The following is a 19,254-nucleotide window of genomic DNA, read 5'->3' as shown; positions in this document are numbered from 1 at the left end:
GCCGGGCGATGCGGCTCCTCGCGGGCCCGGAGGACTCCATGGTCAGCCCTGTCGCGCGCCACTCAGACGGTCGGCGTCTGCGAGGATAGACCGCATGGCGTCGCCGGCCGCACGGCCGTCACGGCCGAAGCCGCCGCGTTCCAGCGTGGCCTGAAGCGCCTTGCGGGCGCGGCTGACGCGGCTTTTCACGGTGCCGACAGCGCATTGGCAGATCGCGGCCGCCTCTTCGTAGGCGAACCCGCCCGCACCGACCAGAATCAGCGCCTCCCGCTGTTCCTCGGGCAGGGTGTTCAGGGCCTGACGTAGTTCGTCGAGGGCCACAGGCGCCTCCGGATCGTCCACGGCGACCAGGGTCCGTTCGGCGGCCTCCTGATCCAGCTGGGACGAGCGCCATGACCGGCGTTTTTCCGAATAGAACTGGTTGCGCAGGATCATGAAGGTCCAGGCCTTCATGTTGGTGCCCATCTGATAGGAGGCGCGGGCGTCCCAGGCCTTCATCATGGCGTCCTGCGCCAGGTCGTCGGCGGCGGTCGGATCGCCGGTCAGAGTCCGGGCGAAGGCCCGCAGATGCGGGATCAACTGGACGAGTTCGCGCTTGAACCCTTCGTCGTCGGCGGAGGGAGGCTTGGGCGCGGTTGAGCGACCCGAGACGCTCACGCCTTGTCCTCATCGATCTTGCGCTGGTCGGCGCGGCGGAGGATTTCCAGGAACTCGTCCGGTACGGGCTCGTTGACGATCTCGTCGAACATGTGGCGCAGCTTGACGCCGATGGCCTGCTGACGAAGGCGCGCTTCTTCAAGCGGCGGCTCGGCACGAGGCCGGCCAAGGTTGGACTTACGCCCGGAGTCCGATGAATCGATCATGTAGGTCTGCGCCGCCAATCGTTGATCTCATTCAAGAGCAACCGGCGGCTCTCGTCACCGGGCTCTTCGCTCAGCCCGGTCAACGTCGCTGAGGAACGCGAGTTCCGTGGCGGGTTCATTTCATGGTGAAGCTAAATCAGAAGGGTCGGGAACCGTGGCCGTAGTGATACGTTCAAACCCCCAAGTGAGCCGGGATCGAACGGCGCGCGATGTCGAAATCTGTCGGGGATACCTGGATGAGCCTACTGGCCAGACTTGCGCCGCACCTGCCCTACGTCCGCCGCTATGCGCGGGCTCTGACCGGAGATCAGGCGACAGGCGACAACTATGTGCGCGTCGCGCTGGAGGCCCTGGCCGCCGGCGAACGCCAGCTGTCGCCCGACATGACGCCGCGGGTGGCACTCTATCATGTGTTCCACACCATCTGGTCGACGACCGGCGCCCAGCTGGAAGACGCCAGCGGCCTCGAGGGGCAGAACGACGCCTCCAGCCGCCTGATGCGGATCGCCCCGCGCTCGCGCCAGGCCTTCCTTCTGACCGCCCTGGAAGGGTTCACCCCGTCCGAAGCCGCGCAGATCCTGTCGGCGGACGCACATTCGGTCGAACGGCTGATCGGGGACGCCCAGGCCGAGATCGACGCCGAACTGGCCACGGACGTCCTGATCATCGAGGACGAGGCCATCATCTCGGCCGACATCGAGAGCCTGGTCCGCGAGCTGGGACACAATGTCACCGCCACCGCCACGACCCATGACGAGGCGGTCGACGCGGTCGCCCGTCACCGTCCGGGTCTGGTGCTGGCCGATATCCAGCTGGCCGACGGCTCGTCGGGCATCGATGCGGTCAAGGACATCCTCAAGAAGTTCGACGTGCCGGTGATCTTCATCACCGCCTTCCCCGAGCGCCTGCTGACCGGCGAGCGTCCCGAGCCGACCTTCCTGATCACCAAGCCGTTCCAGCCGGAAACGGTGAAGGCGGCCATCAGCCAGGCCCTGTTCTTCCACCCGACCCGGCAGCGGGAAGCCGCCTGAACTCAGGCGCACCTCCAGCCCATGAAAAGCCCCGCCGGAGCGATCCGGCGGGGCTTTTTCCTGTGCCGTGATCAGCTTGCCGGCTGGGCGGGTGGCGCGGATTTGTCGAACGCCGCCGCATCGACCGCCTGATCGCCGTTGTTGGCGTTGGTGGTCTCGAAGCCGCTGTTGGACACGATCCACATGCCGAGCAGCAGGATCGCAGCCGCGCCCGCCGAGACGATCAGCAGCAACAGGATGCGTTTGCCGGGCCTCGCGCCCCGGACATAGTCGGCGGCCACCGGGCGCCCCTCATGGACCGCGGCGGCCGCTTCGGAATGGGGGTCGTGATGAGTCATGGCATTGCCTTCCGACGATGAAATCTCAGGCTCAGACAACGCTTCGGCGAGGGTGGCCGTTCCGTCGCCGGTGCCTGACAACCGAACAGCGAAAAAAGTTCGCCGAACCGGGGAACGGTTATCAGATGGCGCCGTTCTCAATCCGTGGAGACGGCAACGCCCCCCCGAACCGGACCGGCCACAGCTGGTCCTGCTGTCTCCACAGCCTCATTCCCGATGATGCCACTCAAAGCCGATCCCGGTGGGATCGGCTTTTTCTTTGCCTTGGCCGCCGGGGGCGCCATGATGCGGGTCTGCAAAAGAAACCAACCGGAGACAATGCCATGGCCGCCACTACCGGGAAGATAAATCGCCAATGGGTTCTGCGTCAGCGGCCCCAGGGTCTGATCAAGGACGACGATCTGGAGCTGGTCTCCAATGTCGTGCGGGATCTGAAGGACGGCGAGGTCCTCGTCCGCACCATCTATCTGTCGCTGGACCCGACCAACCGGACCTGGATGAACGACGCCGTCGGCTATCTGCCGCCGGTCGGTCTGGGCGACGTCATGCGCGGCCTGACGCTCGGCGTCATCGAGCAGTCGAAGTCGGAGAAGTTCGGCGAAGGCGACCTCGTCACCACGGCCATGGGCGGCTGGGCCGACTATGGTGTGGTGCCGGATACGGGCGTCAACCGCGTGCATCGCGCGCCGGGCATGCCGCTGACGGCGAACATGTCGGTCCTCGGCATGACGGGCCTGACCGCCTGGGCCGGTGTCACCGACGTGCTGAGGCCTGAGCCCGGCCAGGTCATGGTCATCTCGGCGGCGGCCGGTGCCGTCGGCTCGATCGCAGGCCAGATCGCCAAACAGAAGGGTGCCCATGTCATCGGCATCGCCGGCGGACCCGAAAAGTGCCGCTGGCTGACCGAAGATCTCGGGTTCGACGCCGCCATCGACTACAAGGGCGAGGATGTGGGCGAGGCGCTCGACCGGCTGGCCCCCAACGGCGTCGATCTCAACTTCGAAAATGTCGGCGGAGACATCATGGTCGCGGTGTGGAACCGGTTGAACATCCACGCCCGGATGGCCGTCTGCGGTATGGTCTCGGCCTACAATGCCACCAAACGCCCGCCCTCACCGGACCTCAGCCGGCTGATCACCCACCGGATGACCATGCAGGGCTTCCTGGTCATGGACTATTCGCCCCGCGCCAGGGAGTTCATCGCCGAGGTCGGACCCTGGCTGGCGTCCGGCAAGGTCCAGTGGAAGGTCCACGTCGACAACGGTCTCGAAGGCGCCGTGACCTCGTTGAACAGGCTGTTCACGGGCGACCATGACGGCAAGCTGTTGGTCCGGGTTTCCGAAGAGCCCGCCTGATGGCAGACCCGCTGCACACCCATTTCGAGGATCTCGAAGTCGGTCAGGTGCTCCAGCTCGGCGCCTGCGCCGTCGACGAGGTGGCGATCGAGCTGTTCGTGGCGCATTTCGCGCCCGGCTGGGACCCTGCCTATGGCGCGCCGGACGCCCTGGTCTATGCGCTGTGGAGCCGGTTGGCGTCCGACAAGGCGGCCGGCTGGGCCCAGTCGAAACTGCTGGCCGTTGACGGCCTGCGCTTCATGCGCAATCCGCCCCCCGGCGAACTTCTGCGTGGGCGGATGACGGTGATGGGCAAGGACCCCGTGGGCGACGAGAAGGGCATCGTCATCGCCCAGCACGACCTGCTCGACGAGGGCGGCCGGCTGGTCTTTTCATGCCTGACGCGGGGCGTGTTCGTCAGGAGGTAGTGGCGAGTGGCGAGTGGCGAGCAAACCGGAGCTGTGGCGAGCAATCGAGCAGGCATTTGAGCCCACTCGCCACTCGCCACTGATTGCTCGCCACTTCAGATCAGGCGTTACCCGCCACCAGTTCGCCGTTGTCGTTCGCGCGCTGGAAGGCCATGGCGATCAGGCGGTCCCAGCCGAGCAGCGACACCAGGTGGGCGTAGATCTGGCCCAGGGCGCCGTTGTCGCGCAGTTCGGCCAGCTTCTCGGCCGGCAGGGCCTTCAGCTTCTCCTCCGAGACGGCGAAATAATCGGCCAGCTTTTGCGGCTGACCCGGCTCGCCGCGCTCGTTGCGGGGCGTGAAGACGGCTTCGCGGACGTCGAACAGGTCAAGCTCGGTCAGCAGCTTGACGAAGCTTTCAGTACGCTGACGCTCCTGCTCGAAATTGTTGCAGAACTCCATCGCCTGGTTGACGTAGTCCGAGGGCTTTCCGTCCTCGAACAGCGGAGCCTGGCCGCCTTCGACGATGAAGGGCGCGGCGCGGTCGATACACAGGATCATGCGCTGGTTCTGCGCGTCGTTGGCGAAGACGAACGGATAGCGACGGACGTAGGCCGGGATGTAGGCCTCGGGGCGGAATTCGCCCTTGGCGGTCACATACAGGTTTTCGGACTGGCGCAGACCCATGACGGCGACGGGCTGTTTGGAATCGCCGAGGAAGACGACGGGATAGCTGAGGGCGGCCGGCGCAAACTCGGTCACGGTCAGCGGCACGACGTGCGACGAGGCAACGAAGGCGTAGGGCCGGTCGACCGGATTGACGCCCAGCTTGCCGTGGAGGTCGCTCGAGAGCGGCTCGGGCTTGCCGTAGAACAGGACGTTGCCGTCGAGGCCGGCGTCTTGGGATGCGGTGGTGTCGGTCATGAACGCAAGAGCTCTGGGAATGACGGAAAGGCGGGCCTTCTAGCGGAACCGGCCCGCCGCCGCAAACAGGCGCTCCTGTGAGGCTTAAAACCGGTAGGCGACGCCGACCCGCAGGTTTCGCCCGGCCTGGGGCGCGACGTCCTTCAGGAAGGAGGCGTGTTCCCGCGCCTCCTCATCCGTCAGGTTGTGGGCCTCGGCGAAAACGGTGACGTTTCGGTCAGCGAACGGTCGGATCGAGCCGGACAGGTTCACCATGGTGTAGCCGTCGGTCGGCAGTTCGAAGGCGGCTGTCTCGTCCTGCTCGCCGACGTGGCGGACCTCAAGTTCCGTATCCCAGTTGGCGTCGGTCCAGGTCAGGCGACCGGTGATCGAATACGGCGGGATGCGCGCGGCCGGGCCCAGGTCTGTATCGGCCTTCACATAGTCGGCGGCGGCACCGAGCTTCAGGCTGCGTTCGCCGGACTCCCAGAGCGAATAGTCGCCGTCGATTTCGAAGCCGGTGAAGGTCGCGTCGGTCTGGACATAGGCGAAGATCGGGAAGGGCTCTCCGTCAAAGTCGAAATCGGCGCCGGTGGGGCGCTGGTCGATGAAGCCATCGTATTTCGCCCGATAGACGTGCAGGTCGCCGTCCAGCGGCCCGCGCGACAGGTGGACCGTGCCCTCCAGGGTCAGGACCTTCTCGGAATCGAGCGTCGGATCGCCCAGCTCATAGGCCGCAGTGGCCACGTGGACGCCGTCGGAGAACAGTTCGACCTCGCTCGGCGCTCGCTCGCTGGACGACAGGCTGAGGCCGAGGAACAGGCCCTGGGCGGGTTTGACGAAGACGGAGCCCGAGGCGGACCAGTTGTCGAACTGGCGGTCGATGCTCGTCGCGCCGCCGATCGGTGTGGCGGACAGCTCGCGGCGGTCGTAGCGGACGCCGCCCTCGAAGCCGTAGGAACCGAGGTCCAGCCGCTGGACGGTGTAGAGGCCGGTTTCCTGGATCGATGTCGCGGGAACGAAAGCCTCCTCGCCGATGGCGTCGAAGTCGCGGTCCAGCACCTGGACCCCGACCACGCCCTGCCAGCCGTCGCGCTGGCGCTGGATCAGTTCGGCCCGGCCCTCATGGCCCGAGGACTGGAAGACGGTGCCGACGTCGGGGCCTTCGAACTCCGTGTGTTCGTAGTCGGCATAGCCTGCCGAAAGGCGCAGGCTCTGGAACCAGGCGTTGTCCAGCTCGCGCTCCGCCCGGAAGTCGTAGCGGGTCTGTTCCAGGTCGATGGAGACCTCGGGTTCGGCCACAGTGCCGTAGTTGGATCGGGTGTTCTTGATCGAGACGCCGACGAAGCCGCGGTCGTCGACATAGGAAACGCCGGCCCCGACCTGTTCGATCTCGGCGAAGCTGTTGACCACGGTCCCGGCCCCGTCGCGGGCCACGCCCTCGGCCTCCGCCAGCCGCTGCGAGATGGCCGAGCCGGGGATGTCGTAGTCACCGCTGTCGCGCCGGAAGCCGTCGACGGTGACGACAAAGGGACCCGCGTTGGCCGCCAGACGCGCGCCCAGGCCATAGCCGTGGTCGACGCTGGAATACTGGGTCGAGACGTGACCATCGACGCCGCCCTCGACGGCGTGGGTGGGAATGCGCTCGTCGAGGATGTTGACCACCCCGCCGATGGCCGAGCCGCCGAAGGTCAGGGTGGAGGGGCCGCGCACGACCTCGATCCGGTTGGCCTCGGCCGGGTCCACGGCGACCTGGTGATCCGGCGAGACGGCGGAGGCGTCGATCATGCCCAGGCCGTTGGTCAGGACCTGGACGCGCGGGCCGGACAGGCCCCGGATCACGGGACGGCTGGCGCCCGGTGCGAAGCTGGAGGAGCGCACGCCCGGCAGGTCGGCCACCAGATCACCCAGGGTCTGGACCGGGGCGACCGCCAGGGCCTCTTCGTCCAGTACGTCCACGGCGACGAGACTGGCATTGTCTGTGACGCCGAAGGGACGGCCCGTGACGACCACGTCTTCCACAGCGTCGGCGTCCTGCGTCGGCGGCGCGCTTTGCGCATGGGCCGCGCCGCCCAGGGCGAGAGCCGAAACGGCGGCGAGAAGGACGGAACGGGACACGGAAACAGGACGCATGACGATCTCTCGGGGAGGCGGAGGCAAAGTGTTATGAGATAACATCACGCATAGTCAAGCGACCCCTGTTGCGATGCGCCCCGCGGCGGCCTAGCTCTGGGTGATGGGCTCCCACTGCGACCACGATCACCACGAGACCGGCCTGAGCGCCGGAGAGATCGACCACGCCTTGGCCTCGGCCGAGGCGCGCTGCGCCCAACAGGGCGAGCGGATGACCGCGCCGCGCAGGCGGGTGCTGGAGTTGCTGCTGCAGGCGGGGGAGGCGGTTAAGGCCTATGACCTGATCGCCCGCTACGGTGCCGACGGTGTCGCCGCCAAGCCGCCCACCGTTTACCGCGCGCTGGAGTTCCTCGAGAAGACCGGGATGGCGCACCGCATCGCCTCGATCAGCGCCTATGTCGCCTGTTCGGTGGGTGACCGGGCCCACGCTGCCGCCTTCCTGATCTGCGACTGCTGCGGCGCCACCGAGGAGGTCACTCCGCCCGAGGGCGAGGCCCTGCAGCAGGCCGCCATCGCCGCCGGCTATGCGCTCGAGCGGACGACGATCGAAGGCCACGGCCGCTGTCCGGCCTGCCGCGTAGCGGCATGACCGGAACGCCGCGTCGCCGCACGGGCTCATCCGCGCTGGCGTCGGCGACCCCGGCTCCCTAGATTCGATCCATGGATGCTGCCCGGCTCTCCCCGCCCCGCCGCCTGACCGTGCCCATCGTCAATCGGTGGGGTGACGGAGACATGTCGGTGCTCGACTTCGGCGATCCGAAGCGGCCGGTCGATCTGATCTTCTGTCACGCCAACAGTTTCAACGCCCGGACCTATCGCTCGATCCTGGCCCCCCTGGCCTCATCGTTGCGCATCCTCGCGCCCGATCTGCGCGGCCACGGCGCGACCACCCTGCCGACGAACCGCCAGGGCCGGAAGGGCTGGCAGGATCACCGCGACGATCTCGTCTCCCTGGTCGACAGCCTGGACGGGCCGCCGGTGGTCATGGCCGGCCATTCGATGGGCGCGACCAGCGCCATTCTCGCCGCCGCTGAACGGCCCGCAAGGGTTTCACAGGTGGTCGCCCTGGACCCGGTGATCTGGCAGCGGTGGGTGGTGGCTGCGCTCCAGCTGCCGCTGATCAACCGGCTGCCCGGACACATCCCGCTGGTGAAGGGGGCGCTTCGGCGCCGGTCACGGTTCGAGAGCCGGGAACAGGCCCTGGCGGCCTATCGCGGCCGGGGCGCCTTCAAGGGCTGGTCCGACATCATGCTGGTCGACTATCTCGGCGCCGGTCTGGCCGAGGACGCCGGGGGGTTCGTCCTGACCTGCCCGCCCGAATGGGAGGCCTCCAACTATTCGGTCCAGGGCCACGACCCGTGGAAGGCGATGCGCGACAGTGACAGGCCGATCCGCATCCTGAAGGCCGCGACAAATTCGACCTGCGCCGTCGCGGCCGCGCCGCACGGCCTGCCCCTCGTCTCGGTCGAGACGGTCGAGGGCGGCAGCCATTTCTTCCCGATGCTGCGTCCCGATATCGTGCGCGACGCCCTGTTCGACGCGGCGGTCTAGTTGCCGGTTTTGGCGAGGTAGTCGGCGCGGTCGCGTTCGGTCGCGGCGGTGCGGGCGGCCTTCTCGGCGGCCAGACGGTCCTCGATGGCCAGCAGTTCGCGGTTCTGCTCGTCCGAGGCCTCAGCCCGCGTCACGCCCGCCGGACGGCCGGTGATGTCCGGCAGATAGATCGGCTGAACGCACTCGCGTCCCTCGGGGTACCACCAGCGGCCGCTCTGCTCGCACCGGTCCGCCGGCGCGACATAGAATCGCTGGAAGGCGAAGGCTCCGGCGACGAGGACAGCGAACAGCCCGAGGAAGAGGATCGACAGGCGGCGCATGGTCAGGAAGCGGTTCATCGATTTTCCACTCGCGGCGACGTCCCAGGTTCACGTCGCGTTACGTTGACAGGCTCCTTCGCCCGTTCCATTCCCTGCCGCAACATTCCGGCGAACTCAGGACTGGCTGATATGAAGGTTCTCGTCCCCGTCAAACGGGTGATCGACTATAACGTCAAGGCCCGCGTGAAGGCGGACCAGACCGGCGTCGATCTGGCCAACGTCAAGATGAGCATGAATCCGTTCGACGAAATCGCCGTCGAAGAGGCCGTTCGTCTGAAAGAAGGCAAGGAACACCATGCCGCCGGAACCGCGACAGAGATCGTCGTGGTCTCCATTGGCGTGACCCAGGCCCAGGAAACCATCCGTACCGCCCTGGCCATGGGGGCCGATCGTGGCATCCTGATCCAGTCCGACGCGGACCTCGAGCCGCTGGCCGTCGCCAAACTGCTGGCCGCCGTGGTCGCCGAAGAGAAGCCGGACCTGGTCATGATGGGCAAACAGTCCATCGACGGCGACAACAATGCGGTCGGCCAGATGCTGGCCGCCCTGCTCGACTGGCCCCAGGCCACCTTCGCCGCAAAGATCGAGATCGCCGGCGGCACGGCCAGGGTCACGCGCGAAGTCGACGGCGGCAACCAGACCCTGTCGGCAGCCCTGCCGGCCGTGATCACGGTGGACCTGCGCCTCAACACGCCGCGCTATGCCTCCCTGCCGAACATCATGAAGGCCAAGAAGAAGGAGATCGCGATGAAGGCGGTCGCCGACTACGGCGTCGACACGGCCAACCGGCTGACGGTGGTCAAGGTGACGGCCCCGCCGACCCGCTCGGCCGGGATCAAGGTGGCCGACGCGGCCGAACTGGTGTCCAAACTCAAGACTGCGGGAGCCCTCTGATGGCCGTCCTCGTCATCGCCGACCACGACGGTTCCGCCGTCCGCGACAGCACCAACAAGACCGTGACTGCGGCCCTCGCCCTGTCCTCCGACGTCGACATTCTGGTCGTGGGCTCCGGCGCCAAGGCCGCCGCGGATGCGGCCGCGAAGATTTCGGGGGTCCGCAAGGTGCTTCTGGCCGAGAGCGGCGAGCTGGGTCACCAGCTGGCCGAGGCAGTGACGTCCACGGTCGTCGCCCTCGCCGCCGGCTACGACGCGATCCTTTCGCCCGCCTCGATGGACGGCAAGAATTTCATGCCGCGCATCGCCGCCAAGCTGGACGTCGCCCCGATCTCCGAGATCGTCGAGGTCCTTTCGTCTGATAGTTTCGTGCGACCGATCTATGCCGGCAACGCGCTGGAAACCATCCGGTCGTCGGACGGCAAGAAGGTCATCACCGTCCGTCCGACCGCCTTCGTTGCGGCTGCTGACGGCGGCTCGGCCCCGGTCGAGACCGTGGCCGGTTCGGACGCCGGCAAGGCGGCCTTCGTCGGTGAGGAGATGGTCAAGTCGGACCGTCCCGAACTGGGTGCCGCAAAGATCGTCGTCTCCGGCGGTCGCGCCCTCGGCTCGGCCGAGGAGTTCCACGCGGTGATCGAACCCCTGGCCGACCGGCTGGGCGCCGCCGTCGGCGCCTCGCGCGCGGCCGTGGACGCCGGCTATGCGCCGAACGACTACCAGGTCGGCCAGACCGGCAAGGTGGTGGCCCCCGGCCTCTACATCGCCGTAGGCATCTCGGGCGCCATCCAGCACCTGGCCGGGATGAAGGACTCCAAGATCATCGTCGCCATCAACAAGGACGCCGACGCCCCGATCTTCCAGGTCGCGGACTTCGGGATCGTGGGCGACTACAAGACCGTGGTTCCGGAGCTGATGAAGGCGCTGGGTTAAGCCTCCACGCAGGCTTCGAACAGGGGCGCGGCACCGAAAGGTCCGCGCCCTTTTTCATGGGCGGGCGGCCTGCCCCCGGGTTTCCGCCGCGACGAGATGGTAGGTGAGGAAGGCCGACCCTGTTGAGCGACCGAGATCCATGCACGACCTGACCGCCATCGTGGCCGACATCACCGAAGAGATGCTGGCCGCCCCCGATCGCGGCCGGCCCGCTGACTACATCCCCCCGCTGGCCCGGGTCGATGTCGGGAAATTCGGCATGGCCGTCGTCACCCTGGACGGGCGCGTCTTCACCGGCGGCTCGGCCGATGAGCTGTTCTCGCTGCAGAGCGTTTCCAAGGTCTTCGCCCTGACCCTGGCGCTGGGCCGGGTCGGCGACCAGCTGTGGAACCGGGTCGGCCGCGAGCCTTCCGGCAGCGCCTTCAACTCCATCGTCCAGCTGGAGTCGGAGCGAGGCATCCCCCGCAATCCCTTCATCAACGCCGGGGCCATCGTCGTCGCGGACGTGAACCTCGGGCGAGGCGCGCCGCGGGAATCGCTGGCCGAATTCACCCGCTTCGTCCGCCACCTTGCCGATGACGACACCATCGCAATCGACCAGGAGATTTTGAAGAGCGAGTCCGAAACAGGATTTCGTAACCTCGCTCTTGCCAACTACATGAAATCATTCGGTAACCTGAGCCGATCTCCCGAGGATGTCCTGGCCCTGTATTTCGGCCAATGCGCTATCGCCATGAACTGCGTCCAACTGGCAATGGCGGGTCGCTATCTGATGGCCGCCGGACTTCTCCCCGACAGCGGCTACCGGATCGTATCCGCGGCCCGGGCTCGGCGGATCAACGCCCTGATGCTGACCTGCGGTCACTATGACGCCAGCGGCGACTTCGCCTTCCGCGTCGGCCTCCCCGGCAAGTCGGGGGTGGGGGGCGGTATCCTGGCCGTGGCCCCCGGGGTCGCCTCTATCGCTGTCTGGTCAGCCGGGCTCAACGCCCAGGGAAACTCACAACTCGGCACGCTCGCGCTCGAGCGGCTGGCGGTGCGCACCGGCTGGTCGGTGTTCGATGGAATGAACGCGCCCGGACTCTGACTTCACGCCGTATCCGGCGTTGAAATTCCGCAGCCCATCTGGTCTGGCACACATATGGCCCGTCTTGCCGTCAAACTGACCCCGGGTGCCGCCTCTGATCGCATCGACGGCTGGGACGTGGACGCCGACGGCCGGCCGGTCCTGAAGGTCCGCGTGCGCGCCCGCCCGGTCGAGGGCGAGGCCAACGCCGCCCTGATTCTACTGCTCTCGAAGTCGCTCGGCGTGTCGCGCTCGTCGGTGTCCCTGGCCCGCGGCGGCCAGTCGCGGCTGAAGATGATCGAGGTCGAAGGCCTTGAAGACGGCGACCTGCGCGCCCGCCTTACAGGAATGTAATGTTTCCGCCTTTGACGGACGGCTTGCGACGCTTTTGTAATCCGCCCCGTTCCGCGCCGTCGGCGCGACAGGGGAGCGTCCATCCATGATCCGTCACGCCTTGCGGGGTCCCAGCCTCGCCGTCGTCGCCTGCGCACTGATGCTATCGGCCTGCGCCACCACGGACGGGGCCGCTCCGCCCGCCGCCGACGGTTCGAGCAGCGGCGGCGCTGACACCGACCGGACCATGGCGCGCGGTCTCGACGCCTCGACCAACCTGGATCCCTATCCCTCGACCTACCAGCCCCTGCCGCGTGACAACGTCGCCATCGTCGGCGGGACGGTCCTGACCGGGACAGACCAGAAGATCGAGAACGGCGTCGTCCTGATGTCGGACGGCAAGGTCGAGGCCGTCGGCCCGGCCTCGACGCCCGTGCCCGCCGGCTATCGCGTCGTCGACGCGCGCGGCCGGTTCGTGACCCCGGGCATCATCGATGTGCACAGCCACCTCGGCGTCTATCCCTCGCCGGGCGTCAGCGGCATGAGCGACGGCAACGAGGCGACCAGCCCGAACACCGCCCAGGTCTGGGCCGAGCATTCGATCTGGCCCCAGGACCCCGGGTTCAACACCGCCCGCGCCGGCGGCGTCACCACGCTCCAGATCCTGCCGGGCTCGGCCAATCTGTTCGGCGGACGGGCGGTCACGGTGCGCAACATCCCGTCGATCACGATGCAGGGGATGAAGTTCCCGGGGGCTCCCTACGGCGTGAAGATGGCCTGCGGCGAGAACCCGTCGCGCGTCTATGGCGGCCGAAACCAGTCACCGGCCACCGGCATGGGCAATGTCGCCGGCTATCGCGCCGCCTTCATCGCCGCCCAGGACTACCGCGAGAAATGGGACAAGTGGCGCGAGACGGGCGAGGGCGCGCCGCCCACCCGCAACCTTCAGAACGAAACCCTGGCCGGGGTTCTGGACGGTTCGATCCTGGTTCAGAACCACTGCTACCGGGCCGACGAGATGGCCGTGATGCTCGATATCGCGGATGAGTTCGGCTACCGGATCACCGCCTTCCACCACGCCATCGAGGCCTACAAGATCGCGCCCCAGCTGGCCGCGGCCGGCGTCTGCGCCGACATGTGGGCCGGCTGGTGGGGCTTCAAGATGGAGGCCCTGGATGCGGTCGAGGCGAACGCCGCTCTCGTCGATGCCCCCGAGGGCTCCTGCGCCGTCATCCACTCCGACGACGCCCAGCTGACCCAGCGCCTCAACCAGGAGGCCGCCTCTGCGCTCGCCGCGGGTCGTCTCGCCGGGCTGACCATTTCAGAGGAGCGTGCGATCAGCTGGATCACCTCCAACGCCGCCCGTTCGATCGGCATCAGCGACGAGACCGGTTCGCTGACCCCCGGTCTGCGCGGCGACGTGGTGATCTGGAGCGCCAATCCCTTCTCGGTCTACGCCCGTGCCGATCAGGTCTTCATCGACGGCGCCCTGACCTTCGACCGCTTCGACCCGCGGTATCAGCCGGTCTCCGACTTCGAGCTGGGCCAGCCGGGCTTCGGCATCGCCGCCGCCAACACCGCTCCGGGAGCTCGCTGATGCGCCGCCTTGCCCTGATTTCCCTGACCGCTCTCGCGCTGTCGGCCATGCCGGCTCTGGCGCAACAGGTGACTGCGATCACCGGCGGGCGGGTCCTGACCGGAACCTCCGTGATCGAGAACGGCACTGTCGTGATTTCCGGCGGCCGGATCGTCTCGGTCGGAACCGGTGCGGCTCCCCAGGGCGCCCGCATCATCGACGCGCGCGGCAAGGTGGTCACGCCGGGCTTCGTGGCGATCGACTCGGGCCTCGGCCTGACCGAGATCTCGTCCGTCGACGGATCCGACGACCAGTCCAACTCGGCCAACACCATCTCTGCCTCGTTCGACGTCAGCTATGGCCTCGACCCTTGGTCGATCGCCATCCCGGTGGCGCGGCTGGGCGGCATCACGCGCGCCATCGTGGTGCCCAACCATCCGGGCGGCTCGGGCGGTCACCAGCATCAGGACGACAGCGATTTCGCCGGCGCGGGCGAGGGCGGATTCCAGAGCCCCGGCCTGTTCGCCGGGACCGCTTCGGTGATCCATCTGGCGGCCGGGACCGACATCCTGGTCCAGCCGCGCGTGGCCATGGTCGCCCCGTTCGGCGAGGCTGGAGCGGGCGTGGCCGGCGGCGCGCGCGGCGCGGCCTTCGTCCTGTTCAAGGAAACCCTGGCCGAGGTCCGCCTCTATGCCCGCAACAAGGCCGCCTATGACCGGGCGGCCCTGCGCGACCTCTCCCTGTCACGCGCCGACCTGGAGGCCCTGATCCCGGTCGCCAACGGGACCATGCCCCTGATCGTCACTGTCCACCGCGCGGCCGATATCCAGCAGGTCCTGCGTCTCGGCCGCGAGGAGGGAGTCAAGCTGATCCTCGACGGTGCCGAGGAGGGCTGGCTGGTCGCCGCCGACATCGCCGCCGCTGACGTGCCTGTGCTGCTCAACCCCCTGTCCAACCTGCCCGGCGATCTCGAGACCCGGGCCGCGCGGATGGAGAATGCGGCGGCCCTGAACGCGGCCGGGGTGGTCATCGCCATCAAGGGCAATGAGGGCTCGGTCCATCGGGCGCGGGAAGCCCGCTACAACGCCGGCAACGCCGTTTCGCACGGCCTGCCGTTCGAGGCGGCGATCGCGGCCCTGACCGTCAATCCGGCGCGCATCTTCGGCATGGCCGGGCAGTTCGGTGAGCTTCGCGCGGGCGTGGCGGCCGATGTGGTCGTCTGGTCCGGCGATCCGCTGGAGCCGCTGTCGTCGGTGACGGCGGAGTTCATCAACGGCCAGGAACAGTCCCTGACCAGCCGCCAGATCCTGCTGCGCGACCGCTATCGCAACGGCGGTCGTCAGGCCGGGGGGATGCCGGTCGCCTACGGCAACTGAGGAGACGCGTCTCCCTCCCCCTCGGGGGAGGGTGGCTGAGCGTAGCGAAGCCGGGTGGGAACGGCAGGGAGACATGGCGACGATCCGTTTCTGGCTCGCCTTGCCGCCCCCACCCCGTCGCTACGCGACGCCCCTCCCCCGCGGCGGGAGGGAGAGGTATAGCGACCGCATGATCCCTGCCCCCCGCATCTTCATCGACGCCGACGCCTGTCCGGTGAAGGACGAGGTCTATCGCGTGGCGGTCCGCTACGGCCTGCATGTGTTCGTGGTCTCGAACAGCTGGATCAACACGCCGCGCGAAAAATGGATCGAACAGATCGTCGTCGATGCGGGCCCTGACATCGCCGACGACTGGATCGCCGAACGCGCCGGACCGGGCGACATCGTGGTGACCGCCGACATCCCTCTGGCGGACCGCTGCCTGAAGTCCGGGGCCCAGGCGCTGAAGTCAAACGGGGCCCCCTTTACGGCCGACTCCATCGGCTCGGCCCTGGCCGGGCGAATGGTGGGCGAGCATCTTCGCTCCATGGGCGTCGCCACCTCCGGCCCGCCGCCGTTCGGGCCGAAGGACCGCTCGGCCTTCCTCCAGGCGCTGGATCAGGCCGTGGTGCGGGCCAAACGGGCGTTTCCAGTCCCGGGGGGCCGATGACCACCATCCCCGAGAGCGAGCTGGAGTTCCATTTCTACCGCGCCGGCGGGCCGGGCGGCCAGAACGTCAACAAGGTCTCGACCGCCGTGCAGATGCGGTTCGACGCGAAGAACTCGCCGTCGCTGCGCGAGCCCGTGCGCGAGCGGCTGATGAAACTGGCCGGCAGCCGGCTGACGCTCGACGGTATCATCCTGATCACCGCCGTCCGTCATCGCACCCAGGAACGCAACCGCGCCGACGCCATCGAGCGGCTCCAGGACCTGGTCGACAAGGCGTCCGTCGCCCCGACCTATCGCGTCCCGACGCGTCCCACCCGGGCCTCGAAGGAAAGGCGGCTGCAGGCCAAGTCGGGACGCGCGACGATCAAGAGCGGACGCGGCAAGCCGACGCTGGATTAGCGCTCGATCCGAGGCTGAAACGGCGTGCGCGGCAGGGTCGCCCGTCTCAGGGCGGCGAGGGCTGAACGCCTGATGCTTCCGTTCCGGGGAGGACGGGGGCGAACCGAGGCTCAGGCGCCGGGCGCGGAAGGCTCGGAGGATTCGGCCGGCGCCTCGCGGAAACGGAGTGCGGCGACCAGGCCGCCTTCTTCCAGCCCGACCTGCCACTGGGTGGCGGCGTTGTCGAAGATCACCAGGAACTGGCCGACGCCGTTGGATACGCCCTGGACCTCGATCGACTGAACCGCGCCAAAGCCCCGGATCAGCCGTGAGTAATTCGCCAGCTGGCCGTTCAGCTGGGTCGCCACACCGGGGGTGAACAGTCGCTCGTCGATGTCGGCGGCGCGGAACTGTTCGATCACGGCGCGGAGCGCGCCCTCGGCCATTTCGGCTTCGGTGACCTGTGGAGCCGGAGCGGCCGGCTGGGGCGCGCGGGGCGCGGGCGTCGAGGCCGGGCTGTCGAAGGTGTTCGGAATCGTGGCGGCCGCGCCGGCCGACGGGGCGAGCGATCGGCTCTGGTTCAGGGACGGGGTCGCCATCGTCTGGGCCGGCGCGGGGCCGGCGGCGGCGGCGGCGAGGGCAAAGACGAGGGCGGCGGTCTTGATCGAGACGGTCATGCGGACTCCGGCGGTGTCAGCCCACAATCCCGGGCCAAAGCGACAGAACGAGGGCGGCGGCCGAAAGCCCCGTCGCGACGACGACACAGACGGCCAGCCAGGTCGGCGTCCTGACCCGCTCGACGATCACCGTCTGGCTCGATTGCGGCTCCTGCACGAGGCGCGACAGGGCCCGGGCGCCGGACAGGATTTCGCGCAGGCCGTCGCGGACCTGGGCCCTGGGACCCAGTTCGCGGGTAATCCAGCGCTCCACCACCGGCTGGGACGCGGCCCACAGGTCGTGGTCGGGGTTCAGCCGCCGGGCGACCCCCTCGACCGAGACCATGGTCTTCTGCAGCAGGATCAGTTCGGGTCGCAGGTGCATGTCGAACAGGGCGGTGATCTCGAACAACTGGCCCAGCAGCCGGCCCATCGACACCTGGGACGCGGCCCGGCCGATGACCGGCTCTCCGACGGCGCGCAGGGCCTGGGCGAAGGCCTCGACCGAATGATGCGGCGGCACATAGCCGGCCTCGAAATGGACCCGGGCGATGCGGGGATAGTCGCGGGTCAGGAAGCCCCACAGGATCTCGGCGAGGTAGCGACGCTCGCCGGGTGTCAGACGGCCGATGATGCCGAAATCGACCGCCATCAGCTCGGCGGGTGCCGAGGCGAAAAGATTCCCCTCGTGCAGGTCGGCGTGGAAGGTGCCGTAGTCCAGCGCCTGGACCAGGAAGGCCCGCACGACGTTGTCGGCCAGGGCATTGATGTCCATGCCCGGCTGTTCGATCGCGGCCGGGTCGGTCATGGGCAGGCCCACGGCCCACTCCAGCGTCAGCACCCGCTTGCCGACCCCGTCCCAGACGACCCTGGGCGCGGCCATATGCGCCCCGTCGGCGCGGGCCTTGTCCATGATGTCGTGCAGCTCGGAGGCCGCGGCGGCCTCCAGCCGCATGTCCAGCTCGAGATACATCGACCGGGCCACCGTCTCGACGAAGGCCTCGGGCTCCAGCCGTCGCGCCGCAGGGACCAGTCTGTGCACCAGTCCGGCCGCCAGCCGCATGGCGTCCAGTCCCTTGACCACGCGCCGCTCGACGCCCGGCCGCAGCACCTTGACCGCCACCTTGCGTCCATCCGCCAGCCAGGCGGGATGGGCCTGGGCCAGGGACGCCGCCCCGATCGGATCGCCGAAATCGATGAACAGGCTCTCGACCGGCCGCCCCAGCGAGCGCTCGATCTCGCGTCGCGCCTCCCCGGTCGGGAAGGGTGCCAGCTTGTCCTTCAGCCGCCCGAGATCGCGGGCGAACTCGATGCCGAAGATGTCGGCACGGGTGGCCATGACCTGACCCAGCTTGATCGCCACCGGCCCCAGGGTCTCGAACGCCCGACCCAGCCGCTGGCCCGGACGCCCGTCGCGGCCTTCGCGCCCGGCGAACAGATGGATGAAGCCCGCGAACAGCCTGGCCCAGGCGGGCAGCAGGGGTGTGATCTCGCGCGGCAACAGGGCGTCGTGCCGGGCCAGGGCGGCACCCCAGCGGATCAGCCGCCAGGTCGCGCCGAAGGGATCGCGCACGGCCACGGTCGGCGGCGGCGCCGGGGCGACTCGATATGACTGCGGAAAGCTCAGATCGCCCATCCGAAGTGGATCGCGGCGACACCGCCCGACAGATTGGTCACGGTGACCCGGGAGAACCCGGCGTCCTCGATCATGGCCTTGAAGGTCGACTGGTCAGGGAAGCGGCGGATGCTCTCGACCAGATACTGATAGCTGTCGCGATCCTTCGCGATCCATTCGCCGATGCGTGGAATGGCGTGGAAGGACCAGGCGTCATAGGCCTTGCGCACCGCCTCTGCCGTCGGGCGCGAGAACTCCAGGCACAGGAACCGGCCGCCCGGTTTCAGCACCCGCCGCGCCTCCTTCAAGGCACCCGCGATGTCGGAGACGTTGCGGATGCCGAAACTGATCGAATAGGCGTCGACCGAGGCGTCGGGGATCGGCAGGGCCATGGCGTCGCCGACGGTCCAGATCATCTCCGGCTCGCCGCCCTTCTGGACCCCCGCGAGGATCATCTCGGCGTTGTAATCCAGCACGATGACCGAGGCGTCGTCTCCGCCGCGCCGTTCCTGGGCCCGCCGCGCCATCCTCGAATAGCGCCGCGCCATGTCGCCGGTGCCGCCGGCGACGTCGAGGATGGTCTCGCCGGGCCGGGGATTCAGCCGCGCGGCCGCCGCGTCCTTCCACAGCCGGTGCACGCCCCCGCTCATCAGGTCGTTCATCAGGTCGTAGCTGGAGGCGACGCTATCGAATACGCCCCGCACCATCTGCACCTTTTCGCGCGCGTCCACGTCGCGGAAGCCGAAGGATGAGGTGTCGCCCGACGAGTGCGGGCCGTGGTGGGAAGCGGTCATGCAGGCGGTCTAGCGCGCCGCAAGGCCCGCGTCACCGGGCCTCGCCGTCGCGGCCTCCGGTTCAGGCGTTCCGCACCCGGGGCGATCCTGCAGGGTCAACTGCCACAGCGC

The 19,254-nt window shown here is 68.3% G+C and carries 22 protein-coding genes; 13 read left to right on the top strand and 9 right to left on the bottom strand.

Annotated features, from left to right (window positions below):
• Positions 1 to 42: 42 nt before the first annotated feature.
• Together ACW18A_RS14105 and nepR are read right to left on the bottom strand one after the other, a co-directional pair.
• Positions 43 to 657, bottom strand: a complete 615-nt coding sequence (locus ACW18A_RS14105; protein ID WP_492022339.1) for a sigma-70 family RNA polymerase sigma factor — start codon at positions 655 to 657, stop codon at positions 43 to 45.
• Complete coding sequence (gene nepR, locus ACW18A_RS14100) at positions 654 to 863, bottom strand: anti-sigma T factor NepR (RefSeq protein ID WP_492024401.1); 210 nt, start codon at positions 861 to 863, stop codon at positions 654 to 656. Before nepR ends, ACW18A_RS14105 begins: the two co-directional genes overlap by 4 nt.
• A gap of 236 nt (positions 864 to 1,099) precedes the next feature.
• Here nepR and phyR point away from each other — a divergent pair, with 236 nt between their 5' ends.
• Positions 1,100 to 1,894: an anti-anti sigma factor/receiver protein PhyR gene (phyR, locus tag ACW18A_RS14095; RefSeq protein WP_492022338.1), complete on the top strand. Its 795-nt coding sequence runs from the start codon at positions 1,100 to 1,102 to the stop codon at positions 1,892 to 1,894.
• 71 nt (positions 1,895 to 1,965) lie between these two features.
• On the opposite strand, the gene ACW18A_RS14090 is transcribed toward phyR, so the two are convergent.
• Positions 1,966 to 2,232, bottom strand: a complete 267-nt coding sequence (locus ACW18A_RS14090; protein ID WP_492022337.1) for a hypothetical protein — start codon at positions 2,230 to 2,232, stop codon at positions 1,966 to 1,968.
• 323 nt (positions 2,233 to 2,555) lie between these two features.
• On the opposite strand from ACW18A_RS14090, the gene ACW18A_RS14085 reads away from it, so the two are divergent.
• Positions 2,556 to 3,587, top strand: a complete 1,032-nt coding sequence (locus ACW18A_RS14085; RefSeq protein ID WP_492022336.1) for an NADP-dependent oxidoreductase — start codon at positions 2,556 to 2,558, stop codon at positions 3,585 to 3,587.
• Positions 3,587 to 3,994, top strand: a complete 408-nt coding sequence (locus tag ACW18A_RS14080; protein ID WP_492022335.1) for a MaoC family dehydratase — start codon at positions 3,587 to 3,589, stop codon at positions 3,992 to 3,994. Before ACW18A_RS14085 ends, ACW18A_RS14080 begins: the two co-directional genes overlap by 1 nt.
• A gap of 100 nt (positions 3,995 to 4,094) precedes the next feature.
• On the opposite strand, the gene ACW18A_RS14075 is transcribed toward ACW18A_RS14080, so the two are convergent.
• Both ACW18A_RS14075 and ACW18A_RS14070 read right to left on the bottom strand, forming a co-directional pair.
• Positions 4,095 to 4,895: a SapC family protein gene (locus tag ACW18A_RS14075; RefSeq protein WP_492022334.1), complete on the bottom strand. Its 801-nt coding sequence runs from the start codon at positions 4,893 to 4,895 to the stop codon at positions 4,095 to 4,097.
• Positions 4,896 to 4,979: 84 nt separating this feature from the next.
• Entirely contained in the window at positions 4,980 to 7,007 is a 2,028-nt protein-coding gene (locus ACW18A_RS14070; RefSeq protein WP_492022333.1) for a TonB-dependent receptor, read from the bottom strand.
• 103 nt (positions 7,008 to 7,110) lie between these two features.
• Between ACW18A_RS14070 and ACW18A_RS14065 the strand changes: the two genes are divergently transcribed.
• Positions 7,111 to 7,596 carry a Fur family transcriptional regulator gene (locus ACW18A_RS14065; RefSeq protein WP_492022332.1) on the top strand — a complete coding sequence of 162 codons (486 nt, stop codon included), beginning with the start codon at positions 7,111 to 7,113 and terminating at the stop codon, positions 7,594 to 7,596.
• A gap of 71 nt (positions 7,597 to 7,667) precedes the next feature.
• Complete coding sequence (locus ACW18A_RS14060) at positions 7,668 to 8,558, top strand: alpha/beta fold hydrolase (protein ID WP_492022331.1); 891 nt, start codon at positions 7,668 to 7,670, stop codon at positions 8,556 to 8,558.
• Here the strand turns inward: ACW18A_RS14060 and ACW18A_RS14055 are convergent.
• Positions 8,555 to 8,896: a hypothetical protein gene (locus ACW18A_RS14055; RefSeq protein ID WP_492022330.1), complete on the bottom strand. Its 342-nt coding sequence runs from the start codon at positions 8,894 to 8,896 to the stop codon at positions 8,555 to 8,557. The two genes, ACW18A_RS14060 and ACW18A_RS14055, sit on opposite strands and share 4 nt — an antisense overlap.
• 111 nt (positions 8,897 to 9,007) lie before the next feature.
• Here ACW18A_RS14055 and ACW18A_RS14050 point away from each other — a divergent pair, with 111 nt between their 5' ends.
• From ACW18A_RS14050 to arfB, 8 genes are all read left to right on the top strand, one after another.
• Entirely contained in the window at positions 9,008 to 9,772 is a 765-nt protein-coding gene (locus ACW18A_RS14050; RefSeq protein WP_492022329.1) for an electron transfer flavoprotein subunit beta/FixA family protein, read from the top strand.
• Complete coding sequence (locus tag ACW18A_RS14045) at positions 9,772 to 10,701, top strand: electron transfer flavoprotein subunit alpha/FixB family protein (RefSeq protein WP_492022328.1); 930 nt, start codon at positions 9,772 to 9,774, stop codon at positions 10,699 to 10,701. Before ACW18A_RS14050 ends, ACW18A_RS14045 begins: the two co-directional genes overlap by 1 nt.
• A gap of 139 nt (positions 10,702 to 10,840) precedes the next feature.
• Positions 10,841 to 11,788 (top strand): glutaminase, encoded by a 948-nt coding sequence (locus tag ACW18A_RS14040; protein WP_492022327.1) that lies wholly within the window; start codon positions 10,841 to 10,843, stop codon positions 11,786 to 11,788.
• A gap of 54 nt (positions 11,789 to 11,842) precedes the next feature.
• Entirely contained in the window at positions 11,843 to 12,121 is a 279-nt protein-coding gene (locus tag ACW18A_RS14035; protein ID WP_492022326.1) for a DUF167 family protein, read from the top strand.
• 85 nt (positions 12,122 to 12,206) lie between these two features.
• The gene (locus ACW18A_RS14030; RefSeq protein ID WP_492022325.1) at positions 12,207 to 13,697 is read left to right on the top strand and encodes an amidohydrolase; all 1,491 of its coding nucleotides are present in this window, start codon (positions 12,207 to 12,209) and stop codon (positions 13,695 to 13,697) included.
• Positions 13,697 to 15,052 (top strand): amidohydrolase family protein, encoded by a 1,356-nt coding sequence (locus ACW18A_RS14025; RefSeq protein WP_492022324.1) that lies wholly within the window; start codon positions 13,697 to 13,699, stop codon positions 15,050 to 15,052. The genes ACW18A_RS14030 and ACW18A_RS14025 overlap by 1 nt, the downstream gene beginning before the upstream one ends.
• 169 nt (positions 15,053 to 15,221) lie before the next feature.
• Positions 15,222 to 15,701 (top strand): YaiI/YqxD family protein, encoded by a 480-nt coding sequence (locus ACW18A_RS14020; RefSeq protein ID WP_492022323.1) that lies wholly within the window; start codon positions 15,222 to 15,224, stop codon positions 15,699 to 15,701.
• Complete coding sequence (gene arfB / locus ACW18A_RS14015) at positions 15,698 to 16,099, top strand: alternative ribosome rescue aminoacyl-tRNA hydrolase ArfB (protein WP_492022322.1); 402 nt, start codon at positions 15,698 to 15,700, stop codon at positions 16,097 to 16,099. The genes ACW18A_RS14020 and arfB overlap by 4 nt, the downstream gene beginning before the upstream one ends.
• A gap of 110 nt (positions 16,100 to 16,209) precedes the next feature.
• On the opposite strand, the gene ACW18A_RS14010 is transcribed toward arfB, so the two are convergent.
• From ACW18A_RS14010 to ACW18A_RS14000, 3 genes are read right to left on the bottom strand one after another with little or no spacing between them, the layout of a single operon-like run.
• Positions 16,210 to 16,755 carry a hypothetical protein gene (locus ACW18A_RS14010; RefSeq protein WP_492022321.1) on the bottom strand — a complete coding sequence of 182 codons (546 nt, stop codon included), beginning with the start codon at positions 16,753 to 16,755 and terminating at the stop codon, positions 16,210 to 16,212.
• A gap of 16 nt (positions 16,756 to 16,771) precedes the next feature.
• Positions 16,772 to 18,370: a 2-polyprenylphenol 6-hydroxylase gene (gene ubiB, locus ACW18A_RS14005; RefSeq protein ID WP_492022320.1), complete on the bottom strand. Its 1,599-nt coding sequence runs from the start codon at positions 18,368 to 18,370 to the stop codon at positions 16,772 to 16,774.
• Positions 18,358 to 19,143 (bottom strand): class I SAM-dependent methyltransferase, encoded by a 786-nt coding sequence (locus ACW18A_RS14000; protein WP_492022319.1) that lies wholly within the window; start codon positions 19,141 to 19,143, stop codon positions 18,358 to 18,360. The genes ubiB and ACW18A_RS14000 overlap by 13 nt, the downstream gene beginning before the upstream one ends.
• Positions 19,144 to 19,254: the final 111 nt, after the last annotated feature.

It is taken from the genome of Brevundimonas sp. AVps5 (assembly GCF_058681515.1).
Note: the sequence above shows the minus strand (reverse complement) of the source record. Positions and strands in the feature narration are given on the sequence as shown.